The organism is Streptomyces sp. NPDC048291 (genome assembly GCF_043201715.1).
Classification (GTDB): domain Bacteria; phylum Actinomycetota; class Actinomycetes; order Streptomycetales; family Streptomycetaceae; genus Streptomyces.
In genome coordinates this window covers 181,808-205,218 of sequence record NZ_JBICZC010000020.1, presented here as the reverse complement: position 1 = coordinate 205,218, position 23,411 = coordinate 181,808, and the positions used below count along the sequence as shown (strand labels likewise).

Annotated in this window: 24 protein-coding genes; 11 read left to right on the top strand and 13 right to left on the bottom strand. The window is 72.1% G+C overall.

The annotated features are described in order from the left end of the window. Window positions 1–141: 141 nt before the first annotated feature. Both ACGF5O_RS43840 and galU read right to left on the bottom strand, forming a co-directional pair. A complete protein-coding gene (locus ACGF5O_RS43840; RefSeq protein WP_393815530.1) occupies window positions 142–1,161 on the bottom strand; it encodes a ParB N-terminal domain-containing protein in 1,020 nt (339 codons plus the stop codon). Between the two features lie 110 nt (window positions 1,162–1,271). Then, complete coding sequence (galU, locus tag ACGF5O_RS43835) at window positions 1,272–2,168, bottom strand: UTP--glucose-1-phosphate uridylyltransferase GalU (protein WP_393815529.1); 897 nt, start codon at window positions 2,166–2,168, stop codon at window positions 1,272–1,274. 367 nt (window positions 2,169–2,535) lie between these two features. On the opposite strand from galU, the gene ACGF5O_RS43830 reads away from it, so the two are divergent. Beyond that, a complete protein-coding gene (locus tag ACGF5O_RS43830; protein WP_393815528.1) occupies window positions 2,536–3,666 on the top strand; it encodes a transposase in 1,131 nt (376 codons plus the stop codon). Between the two features lie 51 nt (window positions 3,667–3,717). Here the strand turns inward: ACGF5O_RS43830 and ACGF5O_RS43825 are convergent, their stop codons facing one another. The 4 genes from ACGF5O_RS43825 to ACGF5O_RS43810 form a co-directional block, all read right to left on the bottom strand. Next, window positions 3,718–4,323 carry a TetR family transcriptional regulator gene (locus tag ACGF5O_RS43825; protein ID WP_393815527.1) on the bottom strand — a complete coding sequence of 202 codons (606 nt, stop codon included), beginning with the start codon at window positions 4,321–4,323 and terminating at the stop codon, window positions 3,718–3,720. A 424-nt stretch (window positions 4,324–4,747) separates the two neighbouring features. After that, a complete protein-coding gene (locus ACGF5O_RS43820; RefSeq protein ID WP_393815526.1) occupies window positions 4,748–5,515 on the bottom strand; it encodes an SDR family NAD(P)-dependent oxidoreductase in 768 nt (255 codons plus the stop codon). A gap of 58 nt (window positions 5,516–5,573) precedes the next feature. Beyond that, window positions 5,574–6,467, bottom strand: a complete 894-nt coding sequence (locus tag ACGF5O_RS43815; protein WP_393815525.1) for an NAD(P)H-binding protein — start codon at window positions 6,465–6,467, stop codon at window positions 5,574–5,576. Continuing rightward, window positions 6,464–7,087 carry a ScbR family autoregulator-binding transcription factor gene (locus ACGF5O_RS43810; protein ID WP_393815524.1) on the bottom strand — a complete coding sequence of 208 codons (624 nt, stop codon included), beginning with the start codon at window positions 7,085–7,087 and terminating at the stop codon, window positions 6,464–6,466. The genes ACGF5O_RS43815 and ACGF5O_RS43810 overlap by 4 nt, the downstream gene beginning before the upstream one ends. 123 nt (window positions 7,088–7,210) lie before the next feature. Here ACGF5O_RS43810 and ACGF5O_RS43805 point away from each other — a divergent pair, with 123 nt between their 5' ends. Continuing rightward, a complete protein-coding gene (locus tag ACGF5O_RS43805; RefSeq protein ID WP_393815523.1) occupies window positions 7,211–8,134 on the top strand; it encodes a ScbA/BarX family gamma-butyrolactone biosynthesis protein in 924 nt (307 codons plus the stop codon). Window positions 8,135–8,324: 190 nt separating this feature from the next. On the opposite strand, the gene ACGF5O_RS43800 is transcribed toward ACGF5O_RS43805, so the two are convergent. From ACGF5O_RS43800 to ACGF5O_RS43780, 5 genes are all read right to left on the bottom strand, one after another. Beyond that, entirely contained in the window at window positions 8,325–9,797 is a 1,473-nt protein-coding gene (locus ACGF5O_RS43800) for a DHA2 family efflux MFS transporter permease subunit (RefSeq protein ID WP_393815522.1), read from the bottom strand. A gap of 152 nt (window positions 9,798–9,949) precedes the next feature. Further along, on the bottom strand, window positions 9,950–10,372 hold the full coding sequence (locus tag ACGF5O_RS43795; protein ID WP_393815539.1) for a hypothetical protein: 423 nt from the start codon (window positions 10,370–10,372) through the stop codon (window positions 9,950–9,952). 104 nt (window positions 10,373–10,476) lie between these two features. Continuing rightward, entirely contained in the window at window positions 10,477–11,049 is a 573-nt protein-coding gene (locus ACGF5O_RS43790; protein ID WP_393815521.1) for a hypothetical protein, read from the bottom strand. A 187-nt stretch (window positions 11,050–11,236) separates the two neighbouring features. Continuing rightward, on the bottom strand, window positions 11,237–12,004 hold the full coding sequence (locus ACGF5O_RS43785; RefSeq protein ID WP_393815520.1) for a DUF4328 domain-containing protein: 768 nt from the start codon (window positions 12,002–12,004) through the stop codon (window positions 11,237–11,239). 140 nt (window positions 12,005–12,144) lie between these two features. Then, on the bottom strand, window positions 12,145–13,806 hold the full coding sequence (locus ACGF5O_RS43780; RefSeq protein WP_393815519.1) for a family 20 glycosylhydrolase: 1,662 nt from the start codon (window positions 13,804–13,806) through the stop codon (window positions 12,145–12,147). Window positions 13,807–13,970: 164 nt separating this feature from the next. Between ACGF5O_RS43780 and ACGF5O_RS43775 the strand changes: the two genes are divergently transcribed. From ACGF5O_RS43775 to ACGF5O_RS43755, 5 genes are all read left to right on the top strand, one after another. Further along, a complete protein-coding gene (locus ACGF5O_RS43775) occupies window positions 13,971–14,519 on the top strand; it encodes a 2-oxo-4-hydroxy-4-carboxy-5-ureidoimidazoline decarboxylase (RefSeq protein WP_393815518.1) in 549 nt (182 codons plus the stop codon). 193 nt (window positions 14,520–14,712) lie between these two features. Continuing rightward, window positions 14,713–15,093, top strand: coding sequence for a succinate dehydrogenase, cytochrome b556 subunit (gene sdhC / locus ACGF5O_RS43770; protein WP_043406142.1), 381 nt, complete (start codon window positions 14,713–14,715; stop codon window positions 15,091–15,093). A gap of 5 nt (window positions 15,094–15,098) precedes the next feature. Next, window positions 15,099–15,578, top strand: coding sequence for a succinate dehydrogenase hydrophobic membrane anchor subunit (locus tag ACGF5O_RS43765; RefSeq protein ID WP_393815517.1), 480 nt, complete (start codon window positions 15,099–15,101; stop codon window positions 15,576–15,578). Window positions 15,579–15,597: 19 nt separating this feature from the next. After that, on the top strand, window positions 15,598–17,352 hold the full coding sequence (gene sdhA, locus ACGF5O_RS43760; RefSeq protein ID WP_393815516.1) for a succinate dehydrogenase flavoprotein subunit: 1,755 nt from the start codon (window positions 15,598–15,600) through the stop codon (window positions 17,350–17,352). Further along, window positions 17,352–18,116 carry a succinate dehydrogenase iron-sulfur subunit gene (locus ACGF5O_RS43755; protein WP_393815515.1) on the top strand — a complete coding sequence of 255 codons (765 nt, stop codon included), beginning with the start codon at window positions 17,352–17,354 and terminating at the stop codon, window positions 18,114–18,116. Before sdhA ends, ACGF5O_RS43755 begins: the two co-directional genes overlap by 1 nt. A 61-nt stretch (window positions 18,117–18,177) precedes the next feature. On the opposite strand, the gene ACGF5O_RS43750 is transcribed toward ACGF5O_RS43755, so the two are convergent. Beyond that, on the bottom strand, window positions 18,178–18,618 hold the full coding sequence (locus ACGF5O_RS43750; protein WP_393815514.1) for a hypothetical protein: 441 nt from the start codon (window positions 18,616–18,618) through the stop codon (window positions 18,178–18,180). Window positions 18,619–18,748: 130 nt separating this feature from the next. Here ACGF5O_RS43750 and ACGF5O_RS43745 point away from each other — a divergent pair, with 130 nt between their 5' ends. From ACGF5O_RS43745 to ACGF5O_RS43730, 4 genes are all read left to right on the top strand, one after another. Then, window positions 18,749–19,159: a VOC family protein gene (locus tag ACGF5O_RS43745; RefSeq protein WP_393815513.1), complete on the top strand. Its 411-nt coding sequence runs from the start codon at window positions 18,749–18,751 to the stop codon at window positions 19,157–19,159. A 94-nt stretch (window positions 19,160–19,253) separates the two neighbouring features. Then, complete coding sequence (locus tag ACGF5O_RS43740; RefSeq protein WP_393815512.1) at window positions 19,254–19,661, top strand: hypothetical protein; 408 nt, start codon at window positions 19,254–19,256, stop codon at window positions 19,659–19,661. Further along, window positions 19,658–20,152: a thiol-disulfide oxidoreductase DCC family protein gene (locus ACGF5O_RS43735; RefSeq protein ID WP_393815511.1), complete on the top strand. Its 495-nt coding sequence runs from the start codon at window positions 19,658–19,660 to the stop codon at window positions 20,150–20,152. The genes ACGF5O_RS43740 and ACGF5O_RS43735 overlap by 4 nt, the downstream gene beginning before the upstream one ends. Before the next feature lie 9 nt (window positions 20,153–20,161). After that, window positions 20,162–20,908, top strand: a complete 747-nt coding sequence (locus tag ACGF5O_RS43730; RefSeq protein WP_393815510.1) for a TetR/AcrR family transcriptional regulator — start codon at window positions 20,162–20,164, stop codon at window positions 20,906–20,908. On the opposite strand, the gene ACGF5O_RS43725 is transcribed toward ACGF5O_RS43730, so the two are convergent. After that, a complete protein-coding gene (locus tag ACGF5O_RS43725) occupies window positions 20,901–23,333 on the bottom strand; it encodes an MMPL family transporter (RefSeq protein WP_393815538.1) in 2,433 nt (810 codons plus the stop codon). The genes ACGF5O_RS43730 and ACGF5O_RS43725 overlap by 8 nt on opposite strands. Window positions 23,334–23,411: the final 78 nt, after the last annotated feature.

Here is a 23,411-nt window from a genome sequence, read left to right as displayed (position 1 = left end):
TCAACCGCATCCGCGACGACAACCCACCCGAACCACCACCACCCCCCGCACCAGACCCCACCGACCCCTCCACCACACCATCCACAACAGACATGTCATTCCTCTCGGTTCTCGTTGGTTCTCGTTGGTTCTCGTTGGTTCTCAGCGGTTCTCCGCCGCGGCCTTTTCGTCCAGGCCGAGGCGGGTGTTCTCGAAGCCCGCCGCCATCTCCTGCCAGATCTGCCGGCAGCGGGCGGCCACGACGGCGACCGTCGCGATCTGGTGAGCGGGGACCACCGAGGCGATCCGGGCGGAACTCCGTTGTGCCGCCAGATGCAGATCGAGCAGCCTCAGCAGCAGCCGGCCGTCGGCGGAGTGCCGTAGCGAGGGCTCGTTGCACAGGCGTTTGACCAGGGCCGGGAAGTCCGCCGGGTCGATCGCCTGCGGGCCGCTGCGGGGCGGCGGGAACTCCGGGTGTTCCGGGTGGTCGGGCCGTCTGCCCGGAGCGGGGTCCTGCCCGCTGTCGATCCGGCGTTTCACGTCCCGCACCGTGGTCGCCGAGATCCCGGCGAGGCGTCCGACCCGGCGCAGCGAGGAATCGGGCTCGCTGCGCAGGATCTCGGCCGCACGCCGCCGCCGTTCGTCCGCGTCGATGGGGCGCAGCCGTCCGTCACGGCCCAGCCGATGGGTCGGATCCGTCCCGGACCCCGCGTCCTTGCGCAGGTCGGCGACGGTACGCGGGGACAGTCCCGCGGCCCTCGCCACGGACCGGTCCGACCAGTGCGGATGCGCCGCCAGGATGCGTCCGGCCGCCGCCGCCCGGTCGGACCGGCTCAGCGGAAGGCCGTGCCGGACGTTCTCCCGGACCGAGCGGACGAACGCGGTCTCCAGCGGTTCGTCGCAGAACCGCACCGCGATGTCGGTCTCGCCCCGCAACCGCGCCGCGTGAAACCGGTGGACGCCGTCGAGTATCGCCATGGTGGGGCGATGGACCAGGATCGGCGGGAACTCACCGGATTCGGCGAGGGCCCTGGTGTGCCGTTCGTCCGGGCCGTCGAGCCTGACCCTGACGGAGGTGTTGAGCGCGGCCAGCGGGACCCGGTGCCCGCCGTGCTGGACTCCCTTCTCTGTCCGCTCGGATCCGTCGGTACTGCTTCGCTGTGTTCGCTCGTGGTGGACCATACGGAGATCTCCTGTCGTCATCCAGGTGGCGGACCCGGGCCGTGGCGACATCGCCAACTCGCCGAAGAAGGAACGGCGTTCAACCGGTGCTCCGGGGACACTTGGACGCGTCAGGCGGTGAGCGCCGCCCGGTCGCCGGCCAGGAACCCGTGCAGCCACTCGACGAAGCCGGGGCCGAGGTCGTCGCGGTCGGCGGCGATCCGGACCACCGCGCGCAGGTAGTCGGCGCGGTCCCCGGTGTCGTAGCGCCGCCCCGAGAACACCACCCCGTGCACCGGATGCCCCTGGAGGGCGAGCGTCCGGATGGCGTCGGTGAGCTGGATCTCGCCGCCGCGTCCCGGCGGGGTCTGGCGCAGCACCGGGAAGACCGCCGGGTCGAGGATGTAGCGGCCGATGACCGCCAGGTCGCTCGGTGCGGTGCCGGGGGCCGGTTTCTCCACCAGGTCGGTGACCCGCACGATGTCGCCGCCGTGCTCCCGCTCGACGGCGGCGCAGCCGTAGAGATGGCTGCGCGCGGGGTCGACCTCCATCAGGGCGACGACCGAACCGCCGTGCCGGCGGCGCACCTGCTGCATCTGTGCGAGGAGCGGGTCGCGCGGGTCGATCAGATCGTCGCCGAGCAGGACGGCGAAGGGTTCGTCGCCCACGTGCGGGGCGGCGCACAGCACGGCGTGGCCGAGGCCCCGCGGGTCGCGCTGGCGGGTGTAGTGGATGTCGGCGAGTTCGGTGGAGGCGTGCACGGCGGCCAGCCGTCCTGTGTCGCCCTTCTTCTCCAGGGCGAGTTCCAGCTCGCAGTTACGGTCGAAGTGGTCCTCCAGGGCGCGTTTGTTGCGCCCGGTGACCATGAGGATGTCGCGCATCCCCACGCTGACGGCCTCTTCGACGACGTACTGGATGGCCGGCTTGTCCACCACCGGCAGCATCTCCTTCGGGGTGGCCTTGGTGGCGGGCAGGAAGCGGGTGCCGAGTCCCGCGACCGGGATGACGGCTTTCGTTATCTCACTCATGTGGGATGTCCAAAGACGTGTGGGAGTGCCGTGATGCACGGCCTGGGGAGGGGCGCGGGGCGCCCGGGCGAGGGATGCGTACCGGCTCGCCGTCGGCCGTCATAGTGCGCACCTCCGGCCGCGCCGCCGCGAGCCCGGCGCCCCGAACGGACGCGACTTAGGGGAGTCGTCGAAGAGTCCGGAGGCCCGCGCGCCCCTGCCGCACGGGCCGTTTCACGCTGCTCTCGCGGTGCTTTCGGGGTGCTTTCACGCCGTTCGCCGCACCGGACTTGCCAAAGTCGCCGTGGATCACCTTTTCGGCGCAGCAACATAAAGAACGCTATTTATGCTGGACGGGTCGACGTCGTCGTATGGGAGGGACTGTCAGATGACCGTGCTGTACGAGCCGGATCCCGGGGGTCCGGCCGGCCTCGACGGGATGCGTCGGCTCAGCTCCTTCGCCGACGCGGTCTTCGGCCGGCTGCCGCGGGCCGACCAGCGCCGCTGGGCCGAGCTGTATGTCAGGGCGCTGCTGAGCACACCCGGGAAGAAGTCGGTGCGCAGGCTCGCGGACTCCGTCAGCGACTCCGCCACCGCCTCGCAGTCGATGCACCAGTTCGTCAACGCCAGCCCCTGGGACTGGCAGGCGATCCGCCAGGACCTGCTGCGCTGGGTGGAGCAGCGGACCGGCGCCACGGCGTGGGCGCTGGCCCCGGCGTTCATCCCCAAGAGGGGCGGCCACTCGGTCGGGGTGCACCGGCGCTACGACCCGTTCCTGCGCCGGGCCACCACCTGCCAGCTCGGCATCGGGCTCTTCCTGTGCGGTCCCGCCGGTCCGCTCCCCGTCGACTGGAACCTCTACATCCCCGACGACTGGCCGGCCGACCCCCGGCTCGGCACCCGGGTGCGGCTTCCGGAGGACGCCGGCGGCCCCATGTGGTCCCAGGCGGCCGGGCTCGCGGGCCGGACCCTGTCATGGACCTGCGGTCCGGAGGTGCCGCTCACCGCGGACCTGTCCTGGATGCCGGACCGGGGCGCCTTCCTCGCCCAACTTGCCTACAGCGAACGGCCGTTCGTCGTCGAGGTGCCCGAGACGGCGGCGGTGCGGCCGGTCGCGGCCGGGCATCCGGCGCCCGCGCCGGTGACGGTGCGGCGGCTGCTCGACAGCCGGGGCGGTCTGCCGGCCGGCGGTGAGCACCACCACGGCGTGGACATCGTGTCGATGCCGGTGACCCTGCCCGGGGCCACCGCGCGGCAGCCCAGGCTGCGGCTGCTGGCCCAGCGGCGGGCGGGCGGCCGGGGCACCGCGGTGTGGCTGACGAACCTGGTCGACCGGCCGCTGGCGCAGCTGCTGCCGCTGATGCGCCAGCCACTGCTGGCGTCCGCGGTGGTGAACTCGCTCAGCGGCGACTTCGGCCTCCAGGACTTCGAGGGCCGTTCCTACCCGGGCTGGCACCACCACGCCACCCTGGTCTCCGCGGCCTTCACGCACTACCGGCTGCGCGGCCCGGACGCCTGACCGGCCGGCCGGGCCCCGCCCCGGCACGCGCAGCGTCACGTCGGTGGGGGCTCAGGGCAGGCCCACGGTGGTGGGCCGCGGCCCCGCCGCCAGGCCGGTCAGGGCCGCCTGCCAGACCTCGGTGAAGTCCGCCGCGCCCGGGGCGGGCCGGCCCGTGCTCCCCCGGGCGTCGACCGCCACCCCCTCCACCAGATGCCGGACGAGCTGGGCGGCCGTCCTCGGCTGGATGTCCTCGCTGAGCTCTCCGGCGTGCCAGGCGAGCCCGATCAGCTCCTCGACCTCGTCGCGCCAGTCGGAGGGCCAGGTGGAGTGCACCTGGCCCTCCGCGATCAGCCGCGCCGCCGACCGGGCCCGCACGCTCTCCCGCAGCACCACAGCCACCGCCTGGACGAGCGACGACAGATCCTCCAACGGCCGCCCGGTGCGCGGGCACGCGGCGCGGGCGCGCCGGAGTTCGGCGGCCCCCTCGTCAGCCACCGCCGCCGCCAGCGCGGCCTTGCTGCGGAAGTGGAAGGTCAGCGCCCCCATCGAGATGCCCAGCGCGCCGCAGACCGAGGCCAGCGAGGTGCCGTCGTAACCGTGGCGGTCGAAGTTGTCCGCCGCGGCCAGGACCAGACTGCTGCGGGTGCGGGCGGCTTGCTCTGTCTTCTTCGTCATGTGGGGCCTCGGTGATCGCGGTCGTGAACTGAGGGGCGGACAGCGGCGGCTTCGGGGTCCGCGCCCTCACCGGTGGGGGCGCCGGCCGTGCGGGTCACACGGTCGGGGCGCCTTCCGGCCGGGGTACCGGAGGTCCATGGCCCGGGGGCGGGCGGGCGGCTCGGCGCCGGGGCCGGGTCGCCCCGGTCACCGGCCGCCGGACCCGCTCCTCGGGGTGCTGCGACGGGGTGTGTCGGTTCTGGTCGCTGCGGCTCGGTCACATGCGTCCTCGGAGGTCACCGGCTGCCAGGGGTCGCCGCGCCGGCCCGCGCACCGGGCGCGGCGGGCGATTCGACCATAGGGCGGCCCGTGGAGGACGGGAACGGAAACGGGAGCAGGCCGCAACGTTCTCGGCAAGTCCGCCCGTACGACGGGTCCGGCGCCGCTACCTGGAGGTCCAGCCCCCGTCCACCTGGACGGCCGCGCCGGTGGTGAACGACGAGCGGTCCGAGCAGAGCCAGGCCGCCGTCTGCGCGACCTCCTCCGGTCCGGCCAGCCGCCGTTGCATGGCCCGTTCGGTGAACGGCACCAGCAGGGAAGGGGTGTTGGTGAGCACCTCGTCCATCAGCTCGGTACGGGTGCTGCCGACGACCAGCGCGTTGACCCGGATCCCCTGGTCCGCGTACTCGTCGGCGGCGGCCCTGGTGAGTCCGATGACGGCGTGCTTGGCCGCGATGTACGGGGCGGACGCCCCGGTCGCCCGCATCCCGGCCACGCTGGAGGTGTTGACGACGGCGCCGCCGCCGTGCTCCAGCATCACGGCCACCTGGGCGCGCAGGGCGTTCCACACCCCGCGGGCGTTGACGTCCATGATCCGGTCGTACTCGTCGTCGGTCATCAGGTGCATCGGGGTGCCGGTGGACGTCCAGCCCGCGTTGTTGAACGCGGCGTCCAGACCTCCGTAGGCGTCCAGCGCGGTCCGCGCGACCTTGCGCATGTCGTCGGCGCTGGTGACGTCGGCGACGACGGCGGTCGCCGTACCGCCGGCCGCCCCGATCCGCTCGACGACCTCCCGGAGCCGGTCCCCGCGGCGCGCGGCCAGCACCAGACGGGCGCCCTCCCGGGCGAAGAGCAGGGCGGCCGCGGCGCCGATCCCGCTGCTGGCCCCGGTGATGACGACGGACTTGCCGTGCAGCAGACCTCGTTCGGACATGACTCTCCTCGGAACGTGGGACATGGGTGTCCTCCGGCTGGGCGCAGCCGCCGGTGGATCAGACGAAGCGGTGCAGATGGGCGGTGGCCCACCGGGTGAAGCCGGTCGGCGGCCGGCCGGTCAGGCGCTCCACGGTGTCGCCGGTCGCGCTCTTGGCACCGGCGGCCTGCCGGTCGGCGGAGAGCAGCAGCGCCTCCGCCATCGCCGGGGGGTACCGGCGGAGGAAGCCGGCGCGGGCCTCGCTCCGGGTCAGCGCCCGGCAGGTGAGGGGCCGGCCCAGCAGCTCGGCCAGGATCCGGGTCTGGTCGTGGGCCGACAGGGCCTGGGGGCCGGTGAGCTGGTACGACCGGCCGTGATGGCTGTCGTCGGTGAGGGTGAGGGCGATCACCTCGGCGATGTCCTCGGGCGCCACGCAGGCGTTGCGGCTGTGCGGATGCAGCGCCGCGGTGGCGGACGCGGTACGGATGCCCGGCGCCCAGGCCAGGGCGTGCGTCATGAAGGACCGGGGCTGGATCATGGTCCAGGGGATGCCGCAGGCCCTGATGCGCCGTTCGTTCTCCCGCTGCCACGAGGTGACCAGGTCGTCGGCGCCTGGGTCGTGGACGGCGGCGGCGGAGAGTTTGACGAGGTGGCCGACCGACGCGTCCAGCGCGGCCCGGAGGATGTTCCGGTCCTGCTGCGGCCGGGTGGGGTCGTTGGTGACGACGAGCACCGCGTCCGCGCCCCGGAACGCCGCCCGCAGACTCGCGGGATCCTCGTGGTCGCAGACCAGGTGCCGTACCGCCGCCCCGGGACCGCCCGTGCCGTCCAGGGGCCGGTCCCCGGGGACGGTGCGGCCGGTGAGGGTGAGCCGGTGTCCGGAGGACGCCAGTCGCCGGGCCACCAGGGAGGCGACCGTGCCGCTGGCCCCGGTCAGCACCAGGTGCCGGGTTCGGTGCGCGGTGGCGGTCACGTGGCCGGCACCCGCCGCGGGTCGACGCTGATGTTGGCGCGCACGGCGGCCGGGGAGAGGCTGGGCAGCAGCAGTCTCCACATGTCGCAGACGCGCTCCATCAGGTCCGCACGGCCGGTGGCGAGCTGGGAGTAGACCTGCATCCCGGTACAGGCGGCCACCACGAAACGGGCCAACCGGTCGGGTTCGACCGTCTCCTCCAGCTCCCCGTCGGCCCGCGCCGTCTCCAGCAGTTCGCGCATCAGTCGGCGCCAGTCCTCGAACGACGTCGCGTCGTTCATGCCGTGGCTGCCCTGTTCGACGGCGAGCCGGACACCGGCGCGCAGGATCGGGTCGTGCTGCATCCGCTGCGCCCACACCAGCGTGATGTCGACCAGCCGCTGCAGGCCGGTCGACTCCAGATGCGGCTCGATGGTCGTGGCCTGGGCGTTCATCAGCGCCTCGGCCACGCCCTGCTTGGAGCCGAAGTGGAAGTAGAGCGCGCCGAGGGTGAGTCCGGCGCGCTCCACGATCCGGGTGACCGCGGCGCCCTCGTACCCCGCCTCGTCGAAGATCTCCGCTGCCGCGAGAAGGAGGCGCTGGCGGGTCCGCGCGGCACGCTCTGCGTTGGCCGTCTTCATGGGCAATCCATTCCTCGACAAAAATAGAGAACGTATTTTATGTTAGCGCGGTCACCGCAGCCAGCGGCCAGTCATACAGGGGGAGAGTCAGCAATGTTGCCTACGCACACCAGCGGCTTTGACATGTCCAAGCTCAGCACCGCGGTACCGAGAGAACTCGTCCACAAGCGGGCGCACGCCGAAGTGCTGCTCACCGGTTGGACCACGCACGCCGACGACCGGCACACCGTCCGGGCCCAGTGGCCCCGGTTCCACAGCTTCTACTGGCCGCGCGGCCAGCGGTTCGACCCCATGCTGTTCGTCGAGTCGGTCCGCCAGATCCTGCCACTGCTGTCCCACACCGCCTACGGCGTCCCGTTCGGCAACCATCTGATCTGGGACGACTTCAGCTACCGAGTCGAACCGTCCGCCATGGCCGTCCCCGCGTCCCCCGCCGACGTGGTGCTCGACGTCGTCTGCGAGGACGTACGCACCAGGAACGGCGTCCTGGTCTCGATGGTCATGCACACCACCGCCCACCTGGACGGGGAGCGCATGGGCACGGCCACCGCCCGCTTCGCCAACCGCGCCCCGGCCCTCTACCGCCGGCTGCGCGGCAACCGCAGCGACCCCGCGGCCGTACGCTCCACCGCGCTGCCGCTGCCCCCGGCACTGCGGCCCGCCGCGGTGGGCCACTGCCTGCCGTACAACGTGGTGCTGGCCGACAGCGCCCGCACGGACCGCTGGCAGTTGCGGGCCGACCTGGACCACCCGGTGCTCTTCGACCACCCGGTCGACCACGCGCCCGGCATGCTCCTGCTGGAAGCGGTACGGCAGGCCGCGCACGCGCACCGGCCGACCGCCACCGGCATGGTCACCGGGATGTCCGTCACCTTCGACCGCTGGGTGGAACTGGACCAGCCCGCCTGGGTGTGCGTGGCGCCGCTGGGCGGCGACGGACTGCGCATCACCATCGAGCAGGGAGAGGAGGTCTGCCTCGGCGCCGAGGTGACCACCACCCGACCCGCCCCGCTGCCCACGCCCGAGCGGATCCCCGCCCTCACCTGACCGACGTCCGCCCGGGCCCGCGAACTCCCCGCGCGCTCCACGCGCGGGGAGGGGTCCAGCGGCGGCTCGGCGACCGCACCGCCGTACCGCCGCCGAAGGGTCGAAGCGGGTGTCGACGCGGGCGCGCGGACGGCGGCGGCCACGAGCGGGAGCCGGTGCGCCGGTCGCGGCCACGGGCCCGCCCGGCGGCTCAGGTGGCCGAGTCCACCGGTTCCGGGGTGCGTTCCTGGGCGGGCTGCGGGGTGGGGGCGCGGTCCGCGTTGACGACGACTCCGGCGATCAGGGCGCCCAGCAGCAGTGCGGCCATCGCCCACCAGGTGGCCACGTTGAAGCCGTGCACCGCGGCCTTCGCGGCCAGCAGCGTACGGTCCGGGATGGTCGCGGCGTGCGCGGTGGCGTACCGGGTGGTGACGCTCGCGGCGATGGTGTTGAGGAGGGCCGTGCCGATCGAACCGCCCACCTGCTGGGCGGTGTTGAAGGTGGCCGAGGCCGCGCCCGAGTCGCGTGGGGCGACGTTGCCGGTGGCCAGGGAGACGGAGGTCATCATGGCCGTACCCATGCCGAGGCCGAGCATCAGCATGCCGGGCAGGATGTGCGAGGCGTACGCCGGTTCGACCCCGACCTGGGCTATCAGCGCCAGCGCCCCGGCCGCCAGCAGCAGCCCGGGCACCATCAGCACGCGGGGCGGGACCCGGTGCAGCAGCCGGGCGGCGATCTGGGTGGAGCCGGTGACCATGCCGACGGTGATGGGGAGATAGGCGACGCCGGTCTTCACGGGCGAGTAGCCGAGGACGCGTTGCATGTAGTACGTCAGGAAGAGGAAGACGCCGAACATGCCGATGGTCACCAGCAGCACGGTGAGGAAGGCGCCGACGCGCTGCCGGTCGCGGACCACGGTCATGGGGAGCAGCGGGACCCGGGCGCGGGTCTGCCAGAACCCGAAGAGGCCGAGCAGCGCGACCCCGCCGATCAGCAGCGTCAGGACCAGGCCGTCCGTCCAGCTCCGGGACTCCGCCTCGGAGAAGCCGTAGACCAGGGCGAGCATGCCGGCCGAGCCGAGCAGCGCGCCGGGGACGTCGAGGCGGGCGTCGGGATGCCGGCCGCCGCCGGGCAGCAGGGCCCACGCGCCGGCGAACGCGACCAGCGCGATCGGCACGTTGACGTACAGGCACCAGCGCCAGTCCAGGTACTGGGTGAGGAAACCGCCCGCGAGCAGCCCGACCGCGGCACCCGCGCCGATGATGGCGCCGAAGATGCCGAACGCCTTCCCGCGTTCCTTCGGGTCGGTGAACGTCGTCGCGAGCAGCGACAGCGCGGCCGGCGCGAGCAGCGCGGCGAACACGCCCTGCAGGGCCCGGGCCCCGAACAGCATCCCCTGGTTCACCGCGGCCCCGCCGAGCGCCGAGGCGGCGGCGAAGCCGACCAGTCCGGTCATGAACGCGATCCGGCGTCCGGCCAGGTCGGCGATCCGGCCGCCGAGCAGCAGCAGTCCGCCGAAGGCGAGGGTGTAGGCGGTGATCACCCACTGCCGGTTGCCGTCGGACATGTGCAGGGCGACCTGCGCGGAGGGGAGCGCGATGTTGACGATGGTCATGTCGAGCACGACCATCAGCTGGGCCAGGGCGATGACGACCAGAGCCCACCAGCGTCGGTTGTCGGCCATGGGCCAATCGTGCTCCCCCACCGCCCAGTTGGGAACGCCCGCGTCTCTTATTACGGTGTTTTTGCCGAGCCGGCCACCGCCGCCGAAGCCGGCCACCGCCGCCGGGCCCGGCCCGCCGCCCCGGGCCCGCCCTTCTCCCCCGGGCCCGCCCGCTACCCCAGGGCGTCCCGGCACAGCAGCCGCAGCGAGCCGTGGCCGCCGTAGCAGCGCCCGGCCTCCTCGATCGGAGCCCAGAGCCGGCCGTCGGGGGTGCGGATCCAGTACTCGCCGCCGGACGCCCACCACTCGGCGCCGGTGTGACGGGCGATCACCTCACCGGCGTAGGCCCCGAGGCCGCGCAGCGTCTCCCGCACGGCCTCGAAGGGCGCGCCCTCCCGGCGTATCTCCTCGATCACCCGGTCGACCCGCCACAGGCTCTGCGCCGAGTAGTCGAGCCGGACCCGGGCGCCTTCGCGCATCATCGCCACCGCGTCCGCCGCCCACCGGGCCGGTCTCGCGGCGGCATGCGGCCTGGTCTGCTGCTGCGCTGTCCCGTGGCGGGGTGTCACGTCGTGGTGGGCTGTCGCGCCGGTCACATAGGTCACACAGGAAAGAGCGAGGCGGGCGGCGGATTCGTCACCCGGATCCGGGGGTGTTCCCGCAACCGGCGCAGGACCCGCGCACCGCCCTCACCATTGGTTCACCCGAGCCCGCGGGCCCGCCGCGACACCACCGCACGCAGCACCCGGCGTCCCTCGGTGGAGACGTCCAGCGCGCGGCGCAGCCCGGCCGCGCCGTGCCCCGCGAGCAGTTCGAGCACCGTGACCTGGCGGCGCAGTTCGGCGGCGACCAGCGGGGACATGCCCTCGGTGCCGCCCTCCCGGCGGCTGTCCACCGAGGGCGCGCCGTCCTCGGCGGGGTCGAGCAGCCGGTGGATCTGCAGCGAGGCGACGGAACAGGCGTCGGCCCACAGGCGGACGCCGGCGGCCTCCGGCGACCCGGGCGCGGCGTCGAGCATCCGGCGGGCGAGCACCTCGGCCTCGTCGGCCCGACCGCCCGGCCCCGCCCCCGCGCCGGTCTCCTCGCCGCCGAGCGAGCCGCGCGCCTTCTCCAGTCCCGCGCTCCAGTCGGAGCCGTCGGCGAGGCTCGCCCACAGCGGCCGCAGCACCAGGTCGTCCCCGCCCAGCAGGGGTACGCACCGATCCAAACAGGCCAACCCGCTGGCGGCCAGTCCGCGTTCATCGGCCTGAGCGATCAGCTCCACCAGGCTCATCCCACGCCTCCCAGAAACGGTACATACCAAGGCCCCACTTGCACGGAGCTCGTACTTTCCCTAACTGCGTGCGACGGTACGGCAGTGTCACACGGGCAGGGCACCCGGGATCCGGCGGAGTCCGAAGAAAGGCTTTTCGGCCAAAAGCAGGTATGGGTGCGCGGGTGCGCAGGTGTGCGGCCGTGGCTCAGAGCCCGGCCGGAGCGGTGCCCGCCATCGCCTTCTCGTGCTGCATGCGGGTCAGCCGCAGCACGAGGGCGATCGCGAGCACGGCGGCGGCGGTGTCGAGGGAGTCCGAGAGCATCATCCGCAGGGCGCCGTCGCGGACCTGGGCGGCGCCCTCGGTGTCGTCGGCGTAGCCGGTCGTCCCGGCGCGGTCGGCGAACAGCGAGGCCAGCCACAGCGCCCACCAGGTGTTGACCAGCGTGTGCGAACGGGTGGTGCCCCAGGGGCTGCTGGCGTCCCAGATGTCGAGGGTGATCCGGCGCGGGTACCAGAGGTTCACGACCGGCACGAACCAGCCGCCGATCGCCCAGCCCGGCGACTTGCGGTGCCCGAGCGGGTTGAACACCTGGGCGTTGGCCCGTACCCGCTGGAACCAGCACAGGTAGACGATCACGCAGGCGACCAGCGAGACGGCCTGGGCCCCGGCGGCGACACTCAGCAGTTCGTCGGCGCGGTCGGCCCGGCGGAACGCGGCGGCGCCGGTCTCGCCGTCGGCCAGCGCGCCCGTGGCGTCGTACTGGAGGAAGTCCGCCCAGAGGGCGAACAGGTCGGCGGCGACCACCGCCCCGAGCAGTACGGCGGCGGCCCAGCCGAGGCCCACCGGCGAGCGCAGCCACAGCCCCGGCGTGCTGCCGAAGACCGGGGCCGGCTCGGGCGAGTCGCCGAGGCAGCGGTGGCACAGGGTGGCGCCGGGCGCGGCGGCGAAGTGGTGGCAGCGGGCGCAGATCAAGACGGTTCCCCCGGGGACGCGGCAGTGCGCGGAGCCCTCCCCAGGCCCGCGCGCGGAATGCGGAACATACGGCCCGTCGCGCCGTACGTCCACCCGTATTGCCGCGCCCCTTCCGGGTCCCTTCCGGCTCCCCTTCCTGGTCAGCCCAGCCTGTTCGCGAGGGTCCTGAAGTCCGTCCAGGACATCGTGGGGGTGGTGCCCGGGTCCCAGAGTTTCTGGATGGTGGCCCGCAGCGGCATCCGGATGCCGGCCGCCACCTGGTCCTGGGTCTGCGAGTTGGCGAGGTCGCACCAGACGGCGAAGGAGCCGCCGAGGACCTGGGGTTCGTACCGCGCGGCCACCGCCGAGGTGCCGCGCAGCATGCGCGGGATCCACTGCTCGTAGATGCGCTGCCCGGTCGGGTAGACGAAGGTGTTGGGCTCCCCGAGGACGTAGTAGAGGTACTCGTCGTTGTAGTTGAGGACCTTGCGGCCCGCCCTCAGGTACTCCACGGGCTGCCGGGCGCCGATCTCCTTGCCGGTCCAGTAGGCGACCTGGAGGTCGTCGGCGGGCTGCACGGAGGCGCCCCGGAGGAAGCCGTCGTTCCAGGCCCGCAGGGTGCGGTCGTGGGCGCGGACGGTGTCGGCGCGGGCGTTCAGCCAGCCCGTGGTGAGGTCGGCGACGGTGGCCCCGTCGCCGTACTCCTGCTCGGCGGCGGCCGCGAGCTGCGGGTAGGAGGCCTGCGGGTTCGCGACGGTCAGGGCCTGGTACTCGTCGCCGCCGAGGTTCCAGTCGGAGCCGGGGAACAGGTCGGCGTACTCGTCGAGCAGGTCGTCGACGAGCTTCGCCGAGGCGTCCAGGGAGATGTCGACGGCACCCCTGGTGGCGACGCCCTGCGCGTTGCGCAGCTGCAGCTCGGGGTGGGCGGCGAGGACGGCGCCGAGGTGTCCCGGCGAGTCGATCTCCGGTACGACCTGGATGTGCCGGGAGGCGGCGAGCGCGACGATCTCCCGAACCTGCGCCTTGGTCAGGTGGTCCCGGGAGACGATCTCGGGGTGGGTGTCGGACTCGATCCGGAAGCCCTGGTCGTCGGAGAAGTGCAGCCCGAGCTCGTTGAACTTCAGGTCGCCGAGTTCTCGTATCCGCGCCTCTATCCAGTCCGCGGTGAACGGCTTGCGCGCGATGTCCAGCATGAACCCGCGCCGCGGCTTGGCCGGCTGGTCGCGCACCACCCCCTCCGGGGCCGTACCGCCGCCGTGCACCTCCTGCTTCAGCGTCCGGGTCCCGTAGAAGACGCCGGCGTCCCCGGGCCCGCTGATCCGGACCGACCCGCCGCGCACGGTCATGGTGTACGACTCCGGGTCCCCCGTGCCGCCGAGGTCGAGCCGCACATCACCCGGCCGGACGTCGTCGTCCGCGCCCTTCTGCCCGGCGTACGTCAGCCCCAGCTCGCCCGCGGTCAGCCGCCCCTCGTCGGCGAGCGCCGCGTCGCTCACCACGACCCGGCCACCGCGCCGCGGGCGCCAGCCGGGGCCGCGGGCGGCGGTGTGGGAGCGGACGGCGGGGATGGTGCGGGGGGCCTGGGAGAGGGGGTAGCTGCGGGTGGGCGTGGGAGCGGGGGTCGGCGCCCCGGACGAGGCCGCCCGGCCGCTTCCGGAGGGCTGCCGGGCCGCTCCGGCGGTGCTCCCGCCGTCGCCGCCCGAGGAGGCCCATACCGCGATGCCCGTGCCGAGCGCGACGGTCCCCGCGAAGGCCGCGGCGACCACCACCGCCCGTCTCCGCGTGAACTGCCGTGCCGACGGCCTGCGCCTGTGCTGGCTCACGGCTACAACTTACGACGCACCCGCCGCACGTCCGTCATCGACGCAATCTGAAACTCTCCCGTTCGGGTGAAATTCAGGCAACCAACGGACACACCGTGAACGTCATCGATAACGTCGACGACACATCTCTCACGGCATCCACTGCCGCCCCTGCCACACCGCATGTGACGCGAGGACCCACGCTGCCCGCCCACCGCCTGCCCCATCTCCCCACCCCGCTGGACGCGTTCAACGCCGCCCCCGACGACGAGGCCGGCGCGCTGCTCCTGCACTGCCTGCACAGCCCGCGCTGGTCCCGCCGCATCGCCGACCACCGCCCCTACCCCGACGTGGAGTCCCTCCTGGCCGCGGCCGACGAGGCGGCGTACGACCTGTCCCCGGGGGACCTGTCGGAGGCCCTGGCCGGCGAGTGCCTCCCCGAGCTCCCCGAGGACACGTACTCCGCGGCCCACACGGCCCTGACGGCGGCCCACGCGGCCTACGAGGCCAAGTTCGGCCACGTCTTCGTCATCTACCTGGGCGACACGCCGCCGGCCGAATCCCTGGACCGCGTCCTGGAAGGCATCCGGTCACGTTTGACAAACGATCCGGAGGAGGAACGGGTACTGACAGCGGAGGAACTCCGTCGCCTTGCAAGGGGACGCCTGCTGCACCTCCTCAGGGGCGCGGGGAACTGCGCGACCAGCCCCAACGGCGCCGCACCCGGCAGATAACCGCACAGACCACCCCGGGGCCCGTCGGCGCTCACCCATCCGCGTGCCACTTTGATCACACCGGTAGGCCCGGCGTAAGCCCAGCGGCAGCGCCTCGCTACGATGCTGGGGGCCGGTGGACCGTACCCGGCCGGGCCCGACCGACACCCACAAGCCGGCGCGGCCCCGATACCCCGCTCCCGGAGGGACTTCCGTGCCGGCTGGAACGCTGTACCGCGGCCGGGAAGGAATGTGGTCCTGGGTGGCTCACCGAGTCACCGGCGTCCTCATTTTCTTCTTCCTGTTCGTTCACGTGCTGGACACCGCTCTCGTCCGCGTCTCCCCCGAGGACTACGACAAGGTCGTAGCCACGTACAAGACGCCGATCGTCGCACTGCTGGAGTACGGCCTCGTGGCCGCCATCCTCTTCCACGCGCTCAACGGCCTGCGTGTCATCGCCGTCGACTTCTGGTCGAAGGGCCCGCGCTACCAGAAGCAGATGCTCTGGACGGTCGTCGGTGTCTGGGTCGTCCTGATGGCCGGGGCCATTTACCCCGTTCTCGGCCACGCCGCTCGTGTCCTGTTCGGGAGCTGACGCAGATGTCGACCACTGAAACCACCGCCGGCGTCGGCCCCGTCGAGGGCGCGCCCCTCTTCGACGTCGACAACCCGGCCCCCCTCATCGAGGCCCCGCGCAAGCGCACCAAGAAGACCCCGCGCTCCACCCGCGGCAACTTCGAGATGGCCGCCTGGCTGTTCATGCGCCTGTCCGGCGTCGTGCTGGTCGTCCTCGTCCTCGGCCACCTGCTGATCCAGCTGGTGCTCGACGGCGGCGTGTCGAAGATCGGCTTCGCCTTCGTGGCCGGCCGCTGGGCGAGCCCCTTCTGGCAGGTCTGGGACCTGCTGATGCTGTGGCTCGCGATGCTGCACGGAGCCAACGGTCTGCGCACGATCATCAACGACTACGCGGAGCGCGCGAACACCCGGCTGTGGCTCAAGGGCCTGCTCTACACGGCCACGGTGTTCACCATCCTGCTGGGCTCGCTGGTGATCTTCACCTTCGACCCGAACATCCGCTAGGCACGGGGCTGCGAGAATCATGAAGATCCACAAGTACGACACCGTCATCGTCGGCGCCGGTGGCGCGGGCATGCGCGCGGCCATCGAGTCCACGAAGCGCAGCCGCACCGCGGTCCTGACCAAGCTCTACCCCACCCGCTCCCACACGGGCGCCGCGCAGGGCGGCATGGCCGCCGCGCTCGCCAACGTGGAGGAGGACAACTGGGAGTGGCACACCTTCGACACGGTCAAGGGCGGTGACTACCTGGTCGACCAGGACGCCGCCGAGATCCTGGCGAAGGAGGCCATCGACGCCGTCCTCGACCTGGAGAAGATGGGCCTGCCGTTCAACCGGACGCCCAACGGGACGATCGACCAGCGGCGCTTCGGCGGCCACTCCCGCAACCACGGCGAGGCCCCGGTCCGCCGGTCCTGCTACGCCGCGGACCGCACCGGCCACATGATCCTCCAGACGCTGTACCAGAACTGCGTCAAGGAGGGCGTGGAGTTCTTCAACGAGTTCTACGTCCTGGACCAGCTGATCACCGAGGAGGACGGCGTCAAGAAGTCGTCCGGTGTGGTCGCCTACGAGCTGGCCACCGGCGAGATCCACATCTTCCAGGCGAAGGCCGTCATCTACGCCTCCGGCGGCACCGGCAAGTTCTTCCGGGTGACGTCGAACGCCCACACGCTCACCGGTGACGGCCAGGCCGCCGTCTACCGCCGCGGGCTGCCGCTGGAGGACATGGAGTTCTTCCAGTTCCACCCGACCGGCATCTGGCGCATGGGCATCCTGCTGACGGAGGGCGCCCGCGGTGAGGGCGGCATCCTCCGCAACAAGGACGGCGAGCGCTTCATGGAGAAGTACGCGCCGGTCATGAAGGACCTCGCGTCCCGTGACGTCGTGTCCCGCTCCATCTACACGGAGATCCGGGAGGGCCGCGGCTGCGGTCCCGAGGGCGACCACGTCTACCTCGACCTCACCCACCTCCCGCCGGAGCAGCTGGACGCGAAGCTCCCGGACATCACCGAGTTCGCGCGCACCTACCTGGGCATCGAGCCGTACACGGACCCGATCCCGATCCAGCCGACCGCGCACTACGCCATGGGCGGCATCCCGACCAACGTCCAGGGCGAGGTCCTCTCGGACAACACCACGGTCGTCCCGGGCCTGTACGCGGCCGGCGAGGTCGCCTGCGTCTCGGTCCACGGCGCCAACCGCCTCGGCACCAACTCGCTCCTCGACATCAACGTGTTCGGCCGCCGGGCGGGCATCGCGGCCGCCGAGTACGCGCACACCGTCGACTTCGTCGAGCTCCCGGAGAACCCGGCCGAGTTCGTCGTCGACCAGATCGAGCAGCTGCGCTCCTCGACGGGCAACGAGCGGGTCGCCACGATCCGCCGGGAGCTCCAGGACACGATGGACGCCAACGTCATGGTGTTCCGCACCGAGCAGACGATCAAGACGGCGGTCGAGAAGATCGCGGAGCTGCGCGAGCGCTACCGGAACGTCTCGATCCAGGACAAGGGACGTCGCTTCAACACGGACCTCCTGGAGGCGATCGAGCTCGGCAACCTGCTCGACCTCGCCGAGGTCATGGCGGTCTCCGCGCTCGCCCGCAAGGAGTCCCGCGGCGGTCACTACCGCGAGGACTACCCGAACCGCGACGACGTCAACTTCATGCGCCACACCATGGCGTACCGCGAGGTCGGCGACGACGGCGCCGAGTCCATCCGTCTCGATTACAAGCCGGTCGTCCAGACCCGCTACCAGCCGATGGAGCGTAAGTACTGATGGCAACCCCCGTTCTGGACAAGGTGGAGGCGGAGGCCGCGGCCTCGGACCACCTGATCACCGTCACCTTCCGGGTCCGCCGGTTCAACCCGGAGGTCTCCGAGGACGCGGTCTGGGAAGACTTCCAGCTGGAGATCGACCCGAAGGAGCGCGTCCTCGACGGCCTCCACAAGATCAAGTGGGACGTCGACGGCACGCTGACCTTCCGCCGCTCCTGCGCGCACGGCATCTGCGGCTCGGACGCGATGCGGATCAACGGCAAGAACCGCCTCGCCTGCAAGACGCTGATCAAGGACATCAACCCCGAGAAGCCGATCACGGTCGAGCCCATCAAGGGCCTGACGGTCCTGAAGGACCTGGTCGTCGACATGGAGCCGTTCTTCCAGGCGTACCGGGACGTCATGCCCTTCCTCATCACGAAGGAGACGAACGAGCCCACGCGCGAGCGTCTCCAGACCGCCGAGGACCGCGAGCGCTTCGACGACACCACCAAGTGCATCCTGTGCGCCGCGTGCACGTCGTCCTGCCCGGTCTTCTGGAACGACGGCCAGTACTTCGGCCCGGCCGCCATCGTCAACGCGCACCGCTTCATCTTCGACTCGCGTGACGAGGCCGGCGAGCAGCGCCTGGAGATCCTGAACGACCGCGACGGCGTCTGGCGCTGCCGCACGACCTTCAACTGCACGGACGCCTGCCCGCGCGGTATCGAGGTCACCAAGGCGATCCAGGAAGTCAAGCGCGCCCTGATCACGCGCCGCTTCTGATCCCCTGACCCGCCAAAAGGCCCTGCTCCCACCCGGGGCGGGGCCTTCCGCGTACCCGGAGTCAGTCCGCGGACGGTCTGCGCCACTCCCGGGCGCCCGCCGCGCGCATCAGGGTCAGGGCCGTGTCCGGGTCGCCGGAGACGAGGGGGTGGACGAGTTCGACGTAGCGGACCTGACCGGCCAGGGACCTGCGCAGCCGGCGGAGGGTGCGGGCGTCGAAGGAGACGTGGCCGGGGCGGTCCACGAGGCCGGCCGAGACGGCCAGCGTCTCGATGCCGACCTTGCACTCGGTCAGTGCGGTCCTGCGGCAGACGTGGATCTCGACGTCGCCCTGCCACAGGCCGAGGACCGCCTTGTAGGTCACCCCTGAGCCTGCGTAGGCCGCGACGGCGAGATGCCGGTCCCCTTCCCCGCCGCCCGGTCCGGCCAGGCCCAGCCGCCGCGCGACCTCGGCGAAAGCCGCCCGCGCCTCGCCGTGGAAGGTCTCTGCTCCCGGAGCCATCCCGCCCCCTCGCTCGCCCGGCACCGACGACGGCTCAGCGTAGCGACGTACCGGGCCCCTTCTCGGCCCATTGAGTGACCCGACGGTCAGCCCGCCCGGCAACCGTCATCTCCGCTCCTAATCTGATCGCATGTCAGATGACGAGTCGTACGAACTGCTCGGGTTCGACAACGTGGTGATGCCCGTCGGGAGGCTCGCGGACGCCGTCGCCTTCTACGAGCGGGCCGGGTTCACGGTGGGGTTCCGGTTCGACGAGGGCGGGATCGCGCTGCTGAAGGTCGGGGGCGAGACGCCCGGGATCCTGCTGCGGGCCGAGGAGGGGCTCGGGCACCGGCCGGCCGTGTGGGCGTCGCCGCGGGTGTGGCTGGAGGTGCCGGACGCGCGGGCCGCGGCCGAGCGGTTCAGGACCGCGGGGATCGCCGTGCTCGACGAGCCGTTCTCCGTGGCCACCGGCTGGACCGTCGAGGTCGCCGACCCCTGGGGGAACATCCTCGGTTTCACGGACTACAGCAAGCGGCCGGAGCTGGCGCGGCGGGGGTGAAGCGGGCCACTCCGCAACCGAGTTGAACATGTTCAAAAGCAGGTCTACAGTCATCCCTGTCAGCGTTTTGAACGCGTTCAAGAAGGGGTGGGGCATGGACCGCACGGTCATCGCCTACGTCATCTACCTGCTCGTCAGCATCGGACTGACCATCTGGGTGGCCCGGACGCTCAGCCGCAACGGCCGGATCTTCCTCTCCGACGTCCTGCACGGCAACGAGCAGCTCGCCGACGCCGTCAACCACCTCCTGGTGGTCGGCTTCTACCTCGTCAACCTCGGCTTCGTCGCGCTCTACCTGCACACCACCGACACGGTCGACGACACCCGGGGCATCTTCGAGGCGCTCTCCGCCAAGCTCGGGGTGGTGCTGCTGGTGCTCGGCGCGATGCACCTCGGCAACGTCTACGTGCTGAACCGGATCAGGCGCCGCGGGATCATGGAGAAGGAGCAGTTCCCGCCGGTCCCGCCGCAGGGCTGGACCGCGCCGGCGGCCGGGGCGTGACCGCCGTGACCGCGACCGACGACCGGGGCGCCGCGCGCGTCCCGGTCCACGGGCTCACCGTCCTCTACGACGCCGAGTGCGGCCTCTGCACCCACCTGCGCGACTGGCTGGTGCGCCAGCCGCAGCTGGTGCCGCTGGAACTGGTCCCGGCGGGTTCGGCCGAGGCCCGGACCCGGTTCCCGGACCTCGACCACTCGGCCACCTTCGACGAGGTCACCGTGGTCGGCGACGCCGGGCAGGTCTACCGGGAGACCGCCGCCTGGATCGTCGTGCTCTGGGCGCTGCGGGAGCAGCGGCCGCTCGCCCACCGGCTGAGCACCCCGGCCGGGGCCCGGCTGGCCCGGGGCGCGGTGCTCGCCGCCGCCTGGTGGCGGGGCGGGCTGGGGGACGGGAAGTCCTTCCGGCGGGAGGACGGGTGGCTGTACGAACCCGCCGTCGGGTGGATCTACAACCCTCCGGGCTGTGCCGGCGACGTCTGCGCCACTCGTTAGGCTCTGTCCGTGTCCGCGAAGAACGACGGCCCCGTCGAGGCCGCTGCCCAGAGCAAGTCCGAGCAGACCCGCGCGCTGATCCTGGAGACGGCGATGCGCCTGTTCCGGGAGCGGGGCTACGAGAAGACCACGATGCGGGCCATCGCCACGGAGGCCGGGGTCTCCGTCGGCAACGCGTACTACTACTTCGCCGGCAAGGAACACCTGATCCAGGGCTTCTACGACCAGCTCGCCGCCGAGCACCGGGTGGCGGTCCGCGAGGTCCTGGACAAGGAGACCGACCTGGAGGCGCGGCTCGCGGGCGTGCTCAGGGTGTGGCTGGACATCGCCCGCCCGTACCACGAGTTCGCGGTCCACTTCTTCAAGAACGCGGCCGACCCCGACAGCCCGCTCAGCCCCTTCTCCCCGGAGAGCGAGCACGCGCGCGACGAGGCGATCAGCGTGCACCGGGAGGTGCTCGCGGGCGCGAAGACCAAGGTGGCGCCCGAACTGCGGGACGTGCTGCCCGAGTTGATGTGGCTCTCGCAGATGGGCCTGGTGCTCTACTGGATCTTCGACCGGACCGAGGGGCGGGAGCGGAGCTACCGGCTCGCCGAGCGGGGGGCCCGGCTGACCGCGCGAGGGGTGTCCCTCGCGCGGTTCCGGGTGCTGCGACCGCTGGTCCTCGAGGTGCACGAGCTGTTCACGGACTTCCTGCCGGGGATGACCCGGGTACTGCCGGATCCGGGCGGCAGGGCCAGGGGCTCGGCTAGCTGACCGCGTCCACCTCGTCCCCGGTCAGCTCCACGTCGTACACCACCGGCCCCTCCGCCACCGTCACGTGCCGGGCCTTCGAGCCGTACGACGACGACGTGACGGCCAGCAGATAGGAACCCGGCTCCGGGACCGACACGATGTACGAGCCGTCCGCCAGGGACGTCACCCGGTCCAGCTGACGTCCGCCCTTGGACATCAGCGTCACCGACGCCTCCTCCACCGGGTCGCCGTCCGGCGTGCGGACGAACCCGTGGATCGCCGTGGCCGGGCCCGCCAGGCCGGCCGGGCCCGCCGGGCCGGCGGGCCGCTCCGGAGCGGGCGGCGTCTCCTGGGGTTCCACCGCGAGGTGCGGGAGCCGCTTGTCGAGCCAGGCCGGCAGCCACCAGTTCGAGTTGCCCAGCAGGTGCATCGCCGCCGGGACCAGGGCCGTACGGAGGATGAAGGCGTCCAGGGCGACCGCCGCCGCCAGGCCCACGCCGGCCATCGCCGCGCCCGAGTCGCCGCTCAGGACGAAGGCGAGGAAGACGCAGACCATGATCAGGGCCGCGGAGTTGATGACACGGCTGGTCTCCGCGAGGCCGACCCGCACCGCCCGTGCGTTGTCCTTGGTGTGCACCCACTCCTCGTGCATCCGGCTCACCAGGAACACCTGGTAGTCCATGGAGAGGCCGAAGAGCAGGGAGAGCATGATGACCGGCAGGAACGCGTTGATCGGGCCCTCCTTGCCGAGGCCCAGCAGGTCCAGGCCCCAGCCCCACTGGAAGACCGCCACCAGGACGCCGAAGGAGGCCGCCGCCGCGATCAGGTTCATCAGGGCCGCCGTCAGCGGGACCACGAGGGAGCGGAAAGCGACCAGGAGGAGCAGGAAGCCCAGGGTGATGATGGTCGCGATGAAGAGCGGGAGACGGTCGCCGGTGACGGAGGCGAAGTCCTTGGACACCGCCGTCACGCCGCCGACGTGGGCCTCCGCGCCCGCCTTCGGGATCACCTGGTCGCGCAGGGTGTCGATGAGGTCGTCCGTCTCCTTGGACTGCGGGGAGGTGGTCGGGACCACCTGGACGACCGTGACGCCCTGCGACGGGGGCAGCTCGGCGACCTGGGCGACGCCCGGGGTCGACTTCAGTCCCTGGACCAGCTTCGCCGTGTCGCCGCCGACGCTGACCACCTGGAGGGGGCCGTTGAAGCCGGGGCCGAAGCCCTCGGCGAGCAGGTCGTAGGCCTTCCTGGTGGTGGTGGACGCGTCGTCGTTGCCCTGGTCGGTGGCGCCGAGGCGGAGCGAGAGCACCGGGATGGCGAGGACGGCCATGACGACCACCGCGAGCGCCGCGATCCGGCGCGGGCGCTTCTGCACGTTCGCCGACCAGCGGGCCGCGAGACCGCTCGCCCGCTCCGGCTCCGGGCCCTCGGCGGCCAGCCGGCGGCGCTGGCGGCGGCTGAGGACGCGCGGGCCGAGGAAGCCGAGCAGGGCGGGGAGGAGGGTGGTCGCCGCGAGGACGCTCAGCACGACCGTCAGGGACGTGCCGATGACCACGCCGTCCAGGAAGCGCAGGCGCGTGACCAGCATGCCGGCCAGCGCGATGCAGACCGTGCCGCCCGCGAACAGCACCGCCCTGCCGGAGGTGTTGAGGGCGGTGACCGCCGACTCCTCCGGGTCCATGCCGCGCAGGATGCCGCGCCGGTGCCGGGTGACGATGAACAGGGCGTAGTCGATGCCGACACCGAGGCCGATCAGGGAGGCGAGCAGCGGCGCGATGTCGGGGATGTCGGTGACGTGGCTGAGCAGCTGGGTGGAGAACAGGCCCATGCCGACGCCGAAGACGGCGATCGCGATGGGCAGGGTCATCGCGAAGAACGAACCGAAGGCGAGGAACAGCACGACGGCCGCGGCGACGATGCCGACCATCTCGGACAGGCCCTGCGGCGGCTCCTGGACGCGCTGGATGGCCTGGCCGCCCAACTCGACCTGGAGGCCGTCGCGTTCGGCGGCCTGCGCGGTGTCGAGGACCTTCTGCACCTGCTCCTTGGGGATTTCGTTCGCCCGCTTGGTGAAGGTCAGCTGGGCGTAGGCGATCGTGCCGTCCTTGCTGATCTGCGCGGATCCCCGGGCGCCCGCGTAGGGGCTGGTGACCGCGCCCACGCCGGGCAGCTTGGCGATCTTGTCGAGGGCCGGCCGGACGCGGTCCTCGACCGCCTGGTCCGTCACCGAGCCGCTGTCGGCCTTCCACACCACGGTGTCCGTGTCACCGGAGGTGTTCGGGAAGGCCTTCTCCATCAGGTCGTACGCCGTTTTGGAGTCCGTGTCGGGAAGGGAGAAGACGTTCGCGTAGTTCGTGCCCGCCGACGAGGCCGAGAAGCCCACGCCGACGAGTGCCCCCACCCACAGCAACAGGACCACCAGCCGGTGCCGATAGCACCACCGTGCCAATGCCGTCACGCTCAACAGCTCCTTGTCGTCGATCAGTTCGGTCGGTCGGTCCCCCAGGTCCTGGGCAACAGGATCGGC